The sequence below is a fragment of the Brachyspira sp. SAP_772 genome, assembly GCF_009755885.1.
Taxonomy (GTDB): domain Bacteria; phylum Spirochaetota; class Brachyspiria; order Brachyspirales; family Brachyspiraceae; genus Brachyspira.
In genome coordinates this window covers 598,057-614,602 of record NZ_VYIX01000001.1, presented here as the reverse complement: position 1 = coordinate 614,602, position 16,546 = coordinate 598,057, and the positions used below count along the sequence as shown (strand labels likewise).

Sequence of the window (16,546 nt, the reverse complement as noted above, 5' to 3'; positions counted from 1 at the left end):
CAAAAAATAAATTATGATAATACACGGAACTTTATAACAAAAAAGTAATATACTAAAAATATAAATTTAAAAAACCATTATAATTATTATACATTTTTTATTAATGTATAATCACAAAAATACTATTATATTATAAATAATATAAATATTTAATCAAACTTTATTTATAATAATTAAAATAGATAGAAAAATTATATTATTTCATCTTTTATCATATCTTCAAAGCTTTGTCTTTTTCTTATAATATAATGTTTATCTTTATCTATCATTACCTGTGATATTAATGGACGAGAATTATAATTGCTAGCCATACTAAAACCATAAGCACCCGCATCAAGCAAAGCAACATAATCTCCTGCTTCAAGAGTTTCACATTCTCTGTCATTAGCAAATACATCAGAACTCTCACATATAGGACCTACAAAATCATAATTTGAATATTTATCAGTTTTTACTAAAGGCATTATTTCATTATAAGCTTCATACATAGCAACTCTAACATAATCATTCATACCGCCATCTAAAATAGCATACTTTCTGCTAAGCTCTTCTTTAATATATTCAACTCTCATTATTAAAGCACCAGATTCAGCCACAAAATATCTTCCGGGCTCTGTAGTAACACTAAGATTCATCTCTTTAAGAAGTTTTATACTATCTTTTGTAAACTTGTCAAAATCAAACCCAGAATGTGCCCTATTGTATCTTACTCCAAATCCGCCGCCTATATCTATATTTTTAATGCTAAATCCTAAACTATTAACCTCTGATATCAAATCTCTCATTACAAGTATTGCCTTATAAAAAGGTTCAGCATCAACCATTTGAGAGCCTATATGCATAGATAATGAATCTATTTCTATATTATCTAAAGATTTTAATATATTAGCATTTTCTCTAATTGTTTTGATACTGATACCAAATTTATTACCGTTAATTCCTGTTGTAATTTTTTCATGTGTATGGGCATCTATGTTTGGATTAACCCTTATAGAACATTTTACTCTTCTTTTTAATTCCTTTGCTATAGAGTTTATTCTTATTGCCTCTGGAATAGATTCTATATTAAAACGCTTTATATTTAATTCTATTGATTTTCTTATCTCTTCTTCCGTTTTAGCAACACCAGAAAATACTATATTCTCTGCTTTTCCGCCTGCTTTTATATATTTTAAAGTCTCTCCAATAGATACTACATCGCCACCTATCCCCTCTTCTATCATCATCTTTAATATAGATAAATTATTCTCCGCCTTAATAGCATAAACTATAGAATGATCTTTTATATCAGAAAACACATTCTTTAAAAATCTAATCTTTTCTAAAATATCATTTTTTGAATATATATAAAAAGGAGTCTTATAAACATCTGTAATATTTCTAATTTCAATATCTTCACACATTAAAATATTATCTTTATAGTATATCATTTAATAAACTCCTATTTTGCTATTTAAAGTTAAGCTATGATACTACATATAGAATAAAAGTCAACGATTTTATTATGCCTTATATTTTTAACTTGCAATAAAATAAAAATTATATATATTTATTATTATAGGATAAATTTATGGCATAAGATACGGAGATTTTAAAAAATGCCTATAGCACCTTTAGACTTACAAGTGCTTTATATGCAGCAATCGCATATAGGCAGGATGGAACATGTAAGAATGGCAGCCAAAACAATAGCCATGCAATCTGAAGATAAGGATATACATAGAGATTCATATATAAAAGATTCTACAGTTGTAAAATCAGAAAATGTTTCTGAAGATACTAAAATTAAAGAAAAAAAAGATGAGCAAAAAAATAAAGGCTATATGTCATATAGGAAAAAAAATAAAAAGAAATCTATATTTAATCAAGATTATGATGACAGCCAAAATAATAATATAGAAATAGAAGAAGTATCTTTTACAGAACAAAGTAAAGGGCTAAAAATAGATATATTTGGATAAAAATAGGATAACTCTTAAAAATGCAAATCTTAATTAGTATAATAATCAATGTTATAATATTAGCAGTTGTGATACCTTTATTTTATGTATATATAGTTTCGAAGGCTAGAGAAAGATTAGAAAAAGAGGTTATAAAAAAAGCTAGAGATGAAATTGAAGCATTAGTGAAAGAATTTAATAATATAGCATTAAGTAGAATATCATTATTAGAAGATGCTATAACTAGAGCTAATAATTTAAATAAACAGCTAAATGAAAAAGACCCTCAACTTAAAGAATTAAAAGAAAAAAAAGAAGCTACTTTAAATGCAAATATAAAAATGAAATATAATGTATCTGCTGCAGATGAAAAAAACATATTAGACATAAAAATAGAAGATAATGAAAATAATGAGAGTAATGAAAATATTGAAAAAACTAACAACGAAGAAAATACTATTTTAGACATCACAATAGAAGAAGATAAACAAACTGAGAACACACAACAAAAAATAGAAAACAACTCTCAAAAAGAAGAAACAAAAACTAGCAGGTATGACGAAATAAGAAGAATAAAAGAAAACAGCAAAAAGGAAGCTATAGAAAAATTAAGAAAGCAACTAGATATGACTATAAAAAATAATATAACCCTAAGCAAAAATAATAATTTAGAAGATAAAAACAATACCTACAATACAGATGACAAAACAAAACATGATAATATACTAAAACTGCATAAAGAAGGTCTTAGCAATAAGGAAATAGCAGCTCAATTAAAATGCTCATTAACAGAAGTTGATATCATTATAGAACTAAATAATAATTAAATATTATTAGAGATAATCATATCTTTCAAGTATTCTTGCCAAATGTGCAATTATTATCTGACGCTGAATTGGTTTTGCAATATATGTATCTACTTTAAGATTTACAAATTCCATAAAAGTATCTTTATTGGTATGCGAAGTAACAACAACTATTTTACCTTCATAATTTAACGCTCTTATTCTTTTAAGTAAATCTAAACCATTCATCTGAGGCATTTCAAAATCAAGCATTATAATATCAGGTTTATCTGGTATTTCTCTTAAATATTTCAAAGCTGCCATAGCACTGTCTGCTTCCATAACAACATTAAAATTTTCTGAAAGTAATATCTTTTTTTCTGCTATTCTTATAATACTAGAATCATCTACTAGCATAACTTTATATTGTTTACCATTTTTATTATTAACACCCAATGGAGCTGTTGCCATAATTAATTCTCCAAAAATATAAGTAAATAATTTTTTAAATATAACGCATAATATAGTATTACATTATTACGGTTTTGTCAATTACATATTTGATTTTTATCTGTTTTTTTGTTATGATATTAGAATATGAATATATCTATAAAATTACATAGTAAATTACAACAAGAAAAAGAAGAATTGACCGATATTTATAAAATTGATACAAATAAAGACGGTTTAAAGATAATATACAAAAATAATAGAGCAATACATAGTAAATATAATATAGAAAATGAATGTAAAAGAGCATTAGAAAATATAAATAAAAACAAAAATCTAATAATAATATACGGCTATGGCTTAGGATATATATTAAAATATATGTTAGAAAACATTAACAACTATTTTAATAATGAAATTATAAATGATTTAAAAATAATTATTGTTGTAGAAGATACTGCTATATTTAAATATTCATACTACAACATTTATTCTACAGACAAAGAAAACATTTTTTTTATAGATAATGAAGATGATATAGACTATATAAACAAAATAATAGATTATAAAAATATCAATGGCATAAATCTTGTAATGCTTCCATCTCTCACCAAAGAAGAAAAAGAAAAAGCTAATATATTTTATACTGACATATTAAATAATATGGAGAAAGAATTATCTAATATATTAACAAATATGTATTTTGAAAATATATGGACAAAAAACATTATATTTAATAGTGAGTATATTAGTAAGTCATCTGATATATCTGTATTAAAAGATGCTTTTAAAAATTTCAAGGCTTTATTAATATGCCCCGGGCCTACTTTAGAATATTCTATAAAAAAAATAAAAAATAACAGAGATTTATTTATTGTAATATGTGTAGATACCGCTTATAGTGTGCTTTGCAAAAATAATATAATACCCGATTTTGTAATTACTGTAGACGGAGGATTTTTTAATTCTTTAGATTTTATTTATGAAAGTGCAAATTTTCCATATTTAATAATGGATATAGCTTGCAATAAAATAATACCTAAAAGATTAGAAAATAAAACTAATTTAATAAGATTTAGTTCAAATGAAAGCTTAGAATTGATAAAATATATTAATGAGTATACTAATATATCAGTATTAAATACTTCAAGCACAGTAGCAAGCACTATGATAGATTTTGCATACTATACAGGTTTCAAAGATGTGCTTTTAATAGGTTTTGACAATAGCTATCCATTTTATCAAAGACATATTAAGCATACATTGTCATATGAGTATATGATAAACAAAACAAATAAAATAAAAACCTTCGAATCTTATTATTTTAATACAATAAAAAATAACACTAATATTGATGTTTACCCTCCTACAGAGTTTGTATTTGAAAACCAAATAGAATATTTTAGAAGTTTCAAAGATAAATATAAGAATATGAATATAAAAAGACTAACTTATGATGCTGTAAAAATAGAGTATATCGAAGAGGGAAATATTGATGACTTTACATTTGATAGAAATATAGCATTAAGTATAGCAAAAGAAAAGTATAAAGAAAATGATAAAATAAATATAAAAGAAGCCTATAACAAATTAAAAACTATATTAGAAGAGTTTAAAATTAAAATATTAGATATTTATAATGAAGCAAAAAACACTAATGATGAAGATAAAATAAATAGTATTTTTACATATTCTAATAAAACAATAAAAGATTATCAGGAGAAAGCGAGTATACTTAAAACAATACTATCTTCTACTATGATGATGTCTAATAAAGCTAATTCAACAAAAAGAAATAAACTTATATTTCTACTAACTGAAACACTAAGCAATGTTACTTATTTTTTAAGCAGAATAGATATAGCTATAAAAAAATTATAAAAATATTAATTTTGACAAAATATAATTTATTAGTATAATATTATGTTATATAAACATTTATAAGGTAGGCAAACAATGTCAGCATTAAAAACATTTACAAGTAAAGAAAATAATAAATTTGATTATGATTCTAGATTAAATAGATTATTAGATATCACTAAAGAAACTATCTTAATAACCAAAAACGAAAACATATTTTATTTAACAGGTTTCAAAGGCACAGCAGGCTGGCTTTTAATATATGATTCTAAAAAATATTTATTTGTAGATTCTAGATATTTTGAAGTAGCAACTAAAATTACTCATAAAACTACAGTTGTTTTAGTAGCTAATACTTATCAAGAATCTTTAGCTGATTTTATAAAAGAAAACAACATAAAAGAAATAAGTGTTGCTAAAAATGCATTATATCTTACTGATTATGAAAATATAGTAGCTTCTATGGTAAATAATTCTATTAAAGTTGGTATAAGCAAGGCAGATATAGACTCTATAAGAATAGTAAAAGAGAAAGAAGAAATTAATATAATAAAAGAGAATCTACACAGTGCTGAGAAAGCTATGATAAAAATGCTATCAACTGTAAAAGAAGGAGTTACAGAAAAAGATTTGGCAGCTGAATTGGAATATCAAATGAGAAAAGAAGGCGGAGATAAAACAGCATTTGATACTATACTTCTTTTTGGAGATAGAACATCTCTTCCTCATGGAGTTCCTTCAGATAGAAAATTAAAACTTGGTGATAATATTTTGATGGACTTTGGTTTATCAAGAGATGGATATAAAAGTGATATTACTAGAACTTTCTTTTTTGGAAAAGGTGATAAATTTGATGAGATGCAAAAAATATACAATATAGTAAAAGAGGCAAATGAGAAAGGAGCGGCAGCTATACATTCTGGCATATATGGAAAAGATGTTGATAATGTAGCAAGAGAAGTAATAAAAAATGCAGGATACGGACAATATTTTGGACATGGGCTTGGACATGGTGTTGGACTTGAGATACATGAATCTCCTAGATTATCACCTATAGTTGATCATATACTTGATGGTGGGGCTGTAGTTACTATTGAGCCGGGTATATATCTTCCGGATTTTGGCGGAGTTAGAATAGAAAATATGGCTATAGTAACTAAAGATGGTCCTGCAATTTTAAATAGCACACCAACTGATTTAATTGTATTATAAAATATGGCTAGAAGAAAAAAGAAAAAATTAAATAAATTATTTTTGCTTTTCATAGCAGTTGTTTTGGCTTTAATATATTATTATAATGATAAATATGATATAATAGAGGCTAAATATTTTTCTGATAAAATAGAAAGATATAACAGAGATGATTGGGGAAGATGGACTGACGATGATAATAACGGGCTTAACACTAGAAATGAAGTTCTTTTGGAAGAGTCTTTAATAGAGCCTGTAATCTCAAATAATAGAATAATATCTGGAAGATGGTATGATAAATACACTGGTAAATATTTCGATGACCCTAAAGATTTGGATATAGACCATTTAGTGCCTTTAAAAAATGCGTATATGAGCGGTGCCAGTAATTGGAGCAAAGAGAAAAAAAACAGATATTATAATTATTTAAAAAATGAGCATCATTTAATAGCCGTTTCAAGAAGTGCTAATCGTTCTAAGAGTGATAAATCTCCTCTTGAGTGGCTTCCAGAGAATGAAGAGTATCAATGCGAATATATTAGACAGTGGTATAAGATAAAAACTGATTGGGGGCTTACTATCGAAGAGGGTTTTGATGAGCTTTCAAATAGAATCTGCAAAGGAAAATAAAAAATATTCATGTTCTCCATTTTTAATTGACAAAAGTATGTAATAGTTTATCATAAAAGATAATAATCATATGAGGAGGCTATAATGAAAAAGTATCTATTTCTAATGATATTAATAATCAATAGCTCTGTTTTTGCTAAAAGCGGTTTTGAGGCTATAATAAATGCTAATATTGGTAAATCTATTGGCATACCTATTGGCGCTATTGGAGCAGATAGAAAAACTTCTTTTGGTTTTGATGCTGCACTTACTGCTCAGCTTGGTTATTTAGCAGATTTCAATAATAATATGGCTATGAGTATATTAGGAGAAATAGGTTTTAGTCATGATAGTTTTTCTTATAGAGTTCCTAATACAATATATCAAAGACATACTGTTCGCAATCAGTTTACTAGTTTACAATTAGGAGTGCTGCCTAAATTTAATATTAATAATTTTTCTCTAGGATTAGGAGCTGGAGTAAAAATTCCTTTTCATGGAAGAATAGAAACATATACAAAAGTGTCAGATACTGAAAGTACTAAATATTATCAAAAGATTAATTTTAATGATATAAAATCAATGTATAATCAAATGTTTGTTATACCGTATGTAAAATTAACTTTTGATTGGTTTTTCTCAGATATAAATTATAAAACTAGAGAATTTGTGGATACAAGAGATTTTGGTATAGGCTTTTATTTGGGATATAATTTTGGACCTAAATCAAAAACTTACATAGGAACAGATAGCTTCGATATTGGTTTAGAGCTTTCTTTGAGATTCAAACCTGCTAAAAATTAAAAAATATAAAAAGGGCATTATTTCTATTAGGTAATGCTCTTTACTAAATACTATCTTTAGTTTTTGAAATTAACATAGCCTATTTTAATTATATCAATTCTAATGGTTTCTTATATAAATATATTTTTTCCTTGTGCTTTTGATTATCTTTATACAATATCTTTATTATTAACATCAATCACATTAATATTACTATTTTTATAATTATAAAGAATTAGATTATTTAATAAATTTTATGCTTTTATTACCACATTAACAATTCAATAATCTCTATTTTTTATTAACGTATTTTTTTAATTTAATTAAAAACTCATTTTTACCATTTTCATCTGTAAGAATATACTTAAAAATAAATCTAAAATAAGGGTGATAAACATATGATGTCTCTTTTATTGTTATTTTCGTTTTATCTTCCCCTTCATCTTCTAATATATATGTCCACAAAACGGTAAACTCATTTTCTAATTTCACAATAGAAACCTCTGTTCTATCATCAGTATTAATTCTTCTTACTTCGGTTAGCTCTTGAGAGGTTTTTCTGTCACTATATGTTTGTATGATTTTTAATTTATTATTTTCTTTTTTTTCTACATTAACAAAAGATAAATACTTTAACCATATAGGATAATTCTCATAATTTACCAATAAATCAAACAAGTCATTTCTCTTTATTTGCAAAACAGAGTATTTTGTTTTTGTAAATGATGGAGACAATTTTTTTCCTATATGGTTAGGTACTATTATCATTACAGCCATTAATATCAATGGAAGAATTACAAATACTGGAACTAAATAGAACATATTATTTTTTTATTTACTCTTATAAAAAATTAATTACAAGAAGCCTTACCTGTTCTTACATTTATTCCGCCTGCTGCTTTTATCATGCTAATAATATTTTGATTTTTTGATTCGCAAGCATAAGTATACGCAGTTTTATTTAATTGCTTACTTACAATATTTACATCTACTTTTTTGTCTAATAAAAACTTCACAGCATCTTCTCTACTATTACCAGCAGCTACCATAAGCATTGTTTCGCCATCTCTTTTATCTTGCTCATTTAAATTTAGTTTACCATTATACAAAGGATATAAATATTCAATTACCTCAATGTTTCCTCCAAGTATAGCAGATTTAAAAGCACTAGTAACATCAGCAGTGTCTCCTGCATATAAGTTAGCTCCTCTATCTACTAAATACTCAACTATATCCAAATATCCTATAAATGCTGCCCAACCTAAAGCTGTTTGTTTTAAACTTGCTGTATCTTGAACTTCAATATCTTGTCCTGCTTCAACCATTTTTTTTATCTCTTCTAAATTACCCTCTTTAACAGCATCAAACCATTTAGCATTAGGGCCTTTTGATCTTTCTCTGTAAAATATTCTATGAGAAAGTCTTCTTGGGTTTGCTAAATTTGTTAATTGTTCTGGAGTTAACCTTGGAAATCTCTCAACTTGTGAATATAAAGATAATGACATCATTAATCCAGCAATCATAAATAATATTATTTTTTTCATTTTTACCCCCCTAGTAGTAAAATTATGTTTATTATACTTTATATTATAATATTATCAATATATTAATATAAAAATAAAAAAACGTTTAATTATCATTTACATAAACAAATAATACAAATAATGTTCTTTCTTTATATAATCTCTTATATTCTTATTATCAATAAATATTTTTTCGTATCCTTTTTCTTTCATTATTATAATAAATGAATCAGTTACTCCAAAAATTAAATTATCTATATTAGAATAAAAATCACTCTTGACATTATATTCTTTTAATAATTCTTCAGCATCATTTACTAAGTCTTTAAAATAAGGTGTAATTAATTTTTGATTATTCAAATCATAAATAAGAGAAACATTATTTATTATAATTTCTTTACTATCATCTATTTTTACAAGTCTTTTATACATACAAATAGTTTTTTCATCAAAGTATAATATATTAAAAGCATATAAATCTTTAATTTTTATAAAATATTTTCTTAATTCATAAACAGAGATTTTTTTCAAAAATGAATTAATTTCGTCTGACAGTTCTTTTTCTTTTTTATCCTGAAAATCTTTTGAATAACTAGATTCAGCGTTAATGTCAAAATTTATTTTTTCTTTATTATCTATAAATGCATAATAAAAATTGAATAAATAATTAAGAATTATAGTTAATTTTCTATAGTTTTTTAAATATCCAAATTTGTATATATTAAAATTTTTTATATTTATTCTAGGTTCATTTATTAATTCAAAAACTCCTTCTATTTTTTTAGAATTAATCTTAATAACGTACTCAGCTTTTGAAATATTATTATTTTTTAAATTGATTTCTGCAATATTTTTTATATTAGAGATTATAAATTCTTCTTTGCTATCATAATCAAAAACTTCTATTTTACTGCTGTTTCCTCTAATTTCATAAATACCAAACAAATCCGCATTATTTATAAAAATTTTTCCTCTATACAAATAATGTATACTCTCATCAATATTTTCAAATTTATTGCAGTAAATGTATATATTATTAATCTTATCTTTAAGTACAGTAAAAGTTATATCTTTTATTTCAAAATAAGGACGGTATTTATTTTTCATTAAAAGTTTAAAAACAATAATTAAAATAATAGTAAAAATAATCAAAGCAAAATATTCGTTATAGACAATACTATATAATAATTCTTTCATAATCTTTATTTAACTCCAAAAATTATTTTACATTTATAATTTAATAGTCAATTAATGTAAATAGTAAAACTCAAAAAACTAAAAATTTTTAAATATCAAAATCAATTAAATAAATAAGCCAAATAATGCTCTTTATTTACATACTCTTTCACATTCTTATTATCAATAAATATTTTTTCGTAGCCTTTTTCTTTCATTATTACAATAAATGAATCAGTTACTCCAAAAACTAAATTATCTATATTTGAATAAAAATCGCTAGGGGCATTGTATTTTTTTAATAATGCTTCAGGCTCATTTACTAAGTCTTTAAGATAAGGGCTTATTAATTTTTGACTGCCTAACTCAAATATCATAAACATATTATCTATTTCAGCAAGCTCTAAATCTTCTAACTTTGAAACTCTTTTATATAAAGATATTGTTTTATCATCATAGTATAATATATTAAAACTTTTAAACTCTTTAAGTTCATTATAATAATCAGCATAATTATCAATATAGTTTAAAATACTCTCATTCATTAATGATTTCCAATGTCTTTTTTTAGAGTCTTTTACATAAAGTCCAATCATGTCTTTATTTTCTTTTATTTTATCTTGCAAAAACTCATCTGAAAACTCTTTCACTCCATTAATAGATGAATTTATTTTTTCTCTTCCATTAATAAAAAGATAATCAAAATTAAATACATTACCTGAGAATATTCTCTCAGAACTGAATAAAATACCTTTATAATTAATTAAATTAAATATTTCTACATTATGGAGTCTTATTATTTCTGCTTCATCTTCCCTTATAATTTTAAAAGTTCCTTCTATTTTTACTGGCTCTCTTAAAGTTTTTTTAATATTATCACCAACATAGTCAACAATACTGTCATAAGGCTTAAACTCAATAACATACTCAATTTCTGATTGTGAAGCATCATCTAATTTTGTTTTGAATTTTATTTCAGCAAAAGTTTCTGCTTCATATCTATAATTTCTCTTGCTATCTGATGAGTGTTTAGTAGTTAAAATTGGATTATCTTTATCATAATAATTTTTAACTGCTATTCTCTCAGATGAAAAATAAACATCATTTATAATAAAACCATTATCATTATTTATATATATTCTTCCTATATATGGAAAAACATCATTTATAGATAAATATAAATCATTATGATTATCATTTGTTCTATGCTCATAAACATAAACATATATATTGTTTACTTTATCTTTAAGCATAAAAAAATTATTTTTATAAAATCTTACAGGGTTTTTCTTAGCATTATTTTTAGGTATATTAATAATTATTATGACAAGAGCTACTAAAATCACTACAGCTAACAAAATTATTATATCCTTATCCATAAATTTAGTTATTAAATTTTTCATAATATCTCCTATTATTGTTATGTTCGCCTCAGCTTAATATAAGCTGCCAACTAAAGTTGTCAACTGTTTCGGTTCACCTGTTTTAGTTGTTATGTTCGACTCAGCTTAATATAAGTTGCCGACTAAACTTGTTAGCTATTTCGGCTCACCTGTTTTAGTTGTTATACTCCCGACTACAGCTTAACACTTTAAAATTAAATTAATCAAATAAATAAGCCAAATAATGCTCTTTATTAATATTATCTTTTATTTCATCTAAAGAAATAAATAGTTTTTTCTCTCCGCTTTCTCTCATCAATATAATACCAGCTTCTGTTATAAGAAAAATTAAATTATCTATATCCTTATAAAAATCAGTATTATATCTTTTTAATATCTCATCAACATTATTAACAAAATCTTTCAAATAAGGACTTATTAATTTTTCATTATCTAAATCAATTATGAGCGATATATTATTTACCAAAAGATTATTATCAGAGTCTATTTTAGCAAATCTCTTGTATACACATATTGTTTTATTATCAAAATACACTATATTATCAGCATTGTAAAAATCTTTTAGTTTGTCATAATATTTAGTTTTTATATCATTAAATAAAGCTTTATCATGTTTCTTTAAAATCTGTTCAACATTTATCTTCAATTCATTTTTTTTCTCGTTATATAGTTCATTATCTCCGTTTATATATGAATTAATTCTATCATTATTTTTTATATTGAAATAATAGAGATCAAATAAATAATTAAGAATACCTATAAAATGATTATGTTTTGCAGCCTTACTAAATATTAATTTAAAATCTCCTATCTCAACATCAAAATTTCTATTTACTTCAAAAACTCCATTTATAATTTGAGAGTCAGATAGTTCCATAATATAGTTAATTTCATTTTTATCATCTTCGAGAAAATCTTCAAGAGAACAATCAAATTTTATGATAGCTTTTTCACTTCTTTCTACAAGAATATCATACCAGCTAAGATATTCTTTATCATTTTGTTTATTATCATCAAAATCATAAATAGCAATATAATTATCCATAAAATTACTAAGTATATTATAATATCCTTTTAGCTTATCATTATTTATAAATATATTTCCCAAAAAACCACGCATTACAGATACTACTCCGCCATAATTAGCATAACAGTAAATATACATATTATTTACTTTATCTTTAAAAGTTATAAACATTGACATCTCTGGATAAATACTAGGAATATATCTTCTTTTATACATATAAATAATAGCTATAAGAACACCTATAAGAACAACTATAAGAATTAAATATTTACCAAATACCAATTTAAAATAATATAAAAAATTATCAGTTTTAGCTCCGTTTAAAACTAATATAGCTGCTATATCTTCATTACCTTTATCAAATGCTATTTCAAGCCCTTTGTCTAAATTCATTTTGAATTTATTTCCAAAGAATAAAAATTTCTTTTTCAATAGCCTTTTTAATATAGGTTTACTTTCTTTATTAACTGCCAACAAAAACTCATCATTTATATCATCATCGTTTTTATAATGTTTCAAGATAATTTCAACAGCATCAAAAGAATAATCATCTACAGCACTGTAAAGAGCCGTCTTAGCATTAATAGATTTTTTATAAACATCAGCATTATTTTCAAGTAAGAACTCTACTATATCAKTTTTACCGCCATATCCTGAATAAGTATAAAGCAAAGTATAGCCATCATACACTCCGTTTATATCATATTTTTGTACAAACTTCTTAACATCTTCTAAATCACCAAAACCTTCTGCAGTATTTTGATATTCATCTTCTAAACTATCTATTTCTATAACATTATATTTTTTATAAAGTTCTATTTTCTCTTTTGATAATTTTTCTGCTTCGTTTTTAACAAAGATTTCACTTTCAATAACGATTTTCATATCTCCTTGATGGTCTTTTAGCATTTCTTTTAATTCATTTGAAACCATTTCATCAAAAAGATTTTTAAAGTAATTAGTATCATAATCCTGAGAATATAGAAATAAAGATGTTATTATTAAAAAAATAAAAGATACAATTATTCTGAAAATATTTTTATTTTTTAACATATTTTACCCTCATAAAATATTATAGGAATAATATACTATAAGATGTATATGTCAATATAAAATAATAAATGCATTTAAGGCATAAAACTTACATTTTTTATAAGTTTATCTGTTATTTTTTAACTATATTTTATAATAAAATAGTTATGGATAGTAAATTTATTTATCTTACTTTATATAATTGTTTAGCCATAAACTAAAAATTAATTAAATAAATAAGATAAATAATGCTCCTTGTTTATATTATACTTTATATCATCTAAAGAAATAAATAGTTTTTGCTCTCCGCTTTCTCTCATCAATATAATACCTGCTTCTGTTATAAGAAAAATTAAATTATCTGTATCATTATAAAAGTTTTTAGGAACATTATATCTTTTTAATATATCATCAGCATTATTAACAAAATCTTTCAAATAAGGACTTATTAATTTTTCATTATCTAAATCAATTATGAGCGATATATTATTTACCAAAAGATTATTATCAGAGCCTATTTTAGCAAATCTTTTGTATACGCATATTGTTTTTTCATCAAAATAAACTATATTATCAGCATTATAAAAATCTTTAAGTTTGTCATAATATTTAATTTTTATATCATTAAATAAAACTTTATCATGTTTCTTTAAAATCTGTTCAACATTTATCTTCAATTCATTTTTTTTCTCGTTATATGGTTTATTATCTGCGTTTATATATGAATTAATTTTATCATTGTTTTTTATATTGAAATGATAGAGATCAAATAAATAGCGAAGAATATTTATAAAATGTTTATATTTTGCTATCTTTTTAAATATTAATTTAAAATATTTTACCTTAATATCAGGATTTCTATTTACTTCAAAAACTCCATTCATAATTTTAGAATCAGATACTTCCATAATATAGTTAATTTCATTTTTATCACCATTTATAAAATCATAAAGAGAACAATCAAATTTTATACTGGCTTTTTCATTTCTTTCTTCAAGAATATCATACCAATTTATATATTCTTTATCATTTTGTTTATTATCATCAAAATCATAAATAGCAATATAATTATCCAAAAAATTACTTACTATATTATAATATCCTTTTAGATTATCATTATTTATAAATATATTTCCCCGAAAACCCTTCTTTACAGATAATAGTCCGTCAAATAGTTTGCCATAATAAACATAACAGTAAATATACATATTATTTACTTTATCTTTAAAAGTTATAAACATTGAACTCTCTTCATAAATAGTAGGAATATATCTTCTTTTATATACATAAATAAGAGAAGAAAATAAAGCAATCATAATAACTATAAGAATTAAATATTTACCAAATACCAATTTAAAAGAATATAAAAAATTATCAGTTTTAGCTCCGTTTAAAACTAATATAGCTGCTATATCTTCATTGCCTTTATCAAGTGCTATTTCAAGACCTTTGTCTAAATTCATTTTGAATTTATTTCCAAAGAATAAAAATTTCTTTTTTAATAGACTTTTTAAGATTAACTCATTTTCTTTATTAACAGCTAATAAAAACTCATCATTTATATCATCATCGTTTTTATAATGTTTCAAAATAATTTCAACAACATCATAAAAATAATCATCTACAGCACTGTAAAGGGCTGTTTTACCATTAATAGATTTTTGATAAACATCAGCATTATTTTCAAGTAAGAACTCTACTATATCAGTGCTGCCTCTATATCCTGAATAAGTATAAAGCAAAGTATATCCGTCATATACTCCATTTATATCATATTTTTCTACAAATTTCTTAACATCTTCTAAATCACCATAACCTTCTGCAGTGTTTTGATATTCATCTTCTAAACTATCTATCTCTATAACATTATATTTTTCATAAAGTTCTATTTTTTCTTTTAATGCTTTTTCGAGAAGATTATCTATATATCCCTGAGGGTCTTTTGCCATTTCTTTTAATTTATCTTTATTTGTAAACATTTCATAAAAAATATTTTTATAGTAATTAGTATCATAATCCTGAGAATATAGAAATAAAGATGTTATTATTAAAAAAATAAAAGATACAATTATTATGCAAACATTTTTATTTTTTAACATGTTTTTCCCTCATAAATATTAAAAAGGTTTTATATTATACTATAGGAATGTATATGTCAATATAAAAGAATAAATGCACTTAAGGCATAAAACTTACATTTACATTTCTTATTATGTCTATTTTTTGAGCTTCAGGCTTTGAATATTTAGCTGATGCTTTTTGTGAATTAGCTTGATTTCCTACATTTATAACCGAAGTATAAAGCACATTATTATCCTGATATATAGTAGCTTCAACAACTATTCTGTAAGTACCGTCTTTTACTATATTTCCTTGATTGTCTTTGCAGTCCCAAGTTATATTAACTTTTCCTTGTTTTGGTGTAGGTTTTGATACAGCATCAATTATTTTTTTATCAATACTTTTTACATTAGCTTTTTTTTGCCAATTGTTTAAAGACTGTTCTCTATATGTCCAGCCTTCTCTTCTTCCTGAAAAATCTGTAACATATATTGTAGCTATATAATTGCCGTTATTATCTTCTGCCCAAATAGCTATTTGATTGCTTGAATACCCCGGTCTTTTTGTGTAATCGAAACTTATATTAACTTTTTTACTATTACTCTGAGCATAATTTTCATTGATGTATGATATAGCAAAAATAACAAATATTATAATAAAAAGTTTTCTCATAAAAACCTCCAATTATATAGTTATATATTATCAA

At 23.8% G+C, this 16,546-nt stretch carries 15 protein-coding genes; 6 read left to right on the top strand and 9 right to left on the bottom strand.

Annotated elements, in window-relative coordinates:
- Positions 1-191: 191 nt before the first annotated feature.
- Complete coding sequence (gene lysA, locus GQX97_RS02670; RefSeq protein ID WP_157150411.1) at positions 192-1,430, bottom strand: diaminopimelate decarboxylase; 1,239 nt, start codon at positions 1,428-1,430, stop codon at positions 192-194.
- 168 nt (positions 1,431-1,598) lie between these two features.
- On the opposite strand from lysA, the gene GQX97_RS02665 reads away from it, so the two are divergent.
- Positions 1,599-1,961, top strand: a complete 363-nt coding sequence (locus tag GQX97_RS02665) for a hypothetical protein (protein WP_157150410.1) — start codon at positions 1,599-1,601, stop codon at positions 1,959-1,961.
- A gap of 20 nt (positions 1,962-1,981) precedes the next feature.
- A complete protein-coding gene (locus GQX97_RS02660; RefSeq protein ID WP_157150409.1) occupies positions 1,982-2,767 on the top strand; it encodes a hypothetical protein in 786 nt (261 codons plus the stop codon).
- 6 nt (positions 2,768-2,773) lie between these two features.
- Here the strand turns inward: GQX97_RS02660 and GQX97_RS02655 are convergent, their stop codons facing one another.
- On the bottom strand, positions 2,774-3,196 hold the full coding sequence (locus tag GQX97_RS02655) for a response regulator transcription factor (RefSeq protein WP_157150408.1): 423 nt from the start codon (positions 3,194-3,196) through the stop codon (positions 2,774-2,776).
- Positions 3,197-3,322: 126 nt separating this feature from the next.
- Between GQX97_RS02655 and GQX97_RS02650 the strand changes: the two genes are divergently transcribed.
- The 4 genes from GQX97_RS02650 (at position 3,323) to GQX97_RS02635 (ending at position 7,639) form a co-directional block, all read left to right on the top strand.
- Entirely contained in the window at positions 3,323-5,056 is a 1,734-nt protein-coding gene (locus GQX97_RS02650) for a motility associated factor glycosyltransferase family protein (protein ID WP_157150407.1), read from the top strand.
- 75 nt (positions 5,057-5,131) lie between these two features.
- Positions 5,132-6,247: a Xaa-Pro peptidase family protein gene (locus GQX97_RS02645; protein ID WP_157150406.1), complete on the top strand. Its 1,116-nt coding sequence runs from the start codon at positions 5,132-5,134 to the stop codon at positions 6,245-6,247.
- 3 nt (positions 6,248-6,250) lie between these two features.
- On the top strand, positions 6,251-6,856 hold the full coding sequence (locus GQX97_RS02640) for an HNH endonuclease family protein (protein WP_157150405.1): 606 nt from the start codon (positions 6,251-6,253) through the stop codon (positions 6,854-6,856).
- Positions 6,857-6,940: 84 nt separating this feature from the next.
- On the top strand, positions 6,941-7,639 hold the full coding sequence (locus GQX97_RS02635) for a hypothetical protein (RefSeq protein ID WP_157150404.1): 699 nt from the start codon (positions 6,941-6,943) through the stop codon (positions 7,637-7,639).
- A 270-nt stretch (positions 7,640-7,909) separates the two neighbouring features.
- Here GQX97_RS02635 and GQX97_RS02630 read toward each other — a convergent pair whose 3' ends face one another.
- The 7 genes from GQX97_RS02630 to GQX97_RS02600 form a co-directional block, all read right to left on the bottom strand.
- Positions 7,910-8,440, bottom strand: coding sequence for an SRPBCC family protein (locus tag GQX97_RS02630; protein WP_157150403.1), 531 nt, complete (start codon positions 8,438-8,440; stop codon positions 7,910-7,912).
- A 29-nt stretch (positions 8,441-8,469) separates the two neighbouring features.
- On the bottom strand, positions 8,470-9,162 hold the full coding sequence (locus GQX97_RS02625) for an ankyrin repeat domain-containing protein (protein ID WP_157150402.1): 693 nt from the start codon (positions 9,160-9,162) through the stop codon (positions 8,470-8,472).
- Between the two features lie 96 nt (positions 9,163-9,258).
- Entirely contained in the window at positions 9,259-10,338 is a 1,080-nt protein-coding gene (locus GQX97_RS02620) for a hypothetical protein (protein WP_157150401.1), read from the bottom strand.
- A gap of 101 nt (positions 10,339-10,439) precedes the next feature.
- Positions 10,440-11,720, bottom strand: a complete 1,281-nt coding sequence (locus tag GQX97_RS02615; RefSeq protein ID WP_157150400.1) for a hypothetical protein — start codon at positions 11,718-11,720, stop codon at positions 10,440-10,442.
- Positions 11,721-11,919: 199 nt separating this feature from the next.
- The gene (locus GQX97_RS02610; protein WP_157150399.1) at positions 11,920-13,800 is read right to left on the bottom strand and encodes an ankyrin repeat domain-containing protein; all 1,881 of its coding nucleotides are present in this window, start codon (positions 13,798-13,800) and stop codon (positions 11,920-11,922) included.
- Between the two features lie 203 nt (positions 13,801-14,003).
- Positions 14,004-15,878 (bottom strand): ankyrin repeat domain-containing protein, encoded by a 1,875-nt coding sequence (locus GQX97_RS02605; protein WP_157150398.1) that lies wholly within the window; start codon positions 15,876-15,878, stop codon positions 14,004-14,006.
- Positions 15,879-15,957: 79 nt separating this feature from the next.
- Positions 15,958-16,512: a DUF2271 domain-containing protein gene (locus GQX97_RS02600; RefSeq protein ID WP_157150397.1), complete on the bottom strand. Its 555-nt coding sequence runs from the start codon at positions 16,510-16,512 to the stop codon at positions 15,958-15,960.
- Between the last annotated feature and the right edge of the window lie 34 nt (positions 16,513-16,546).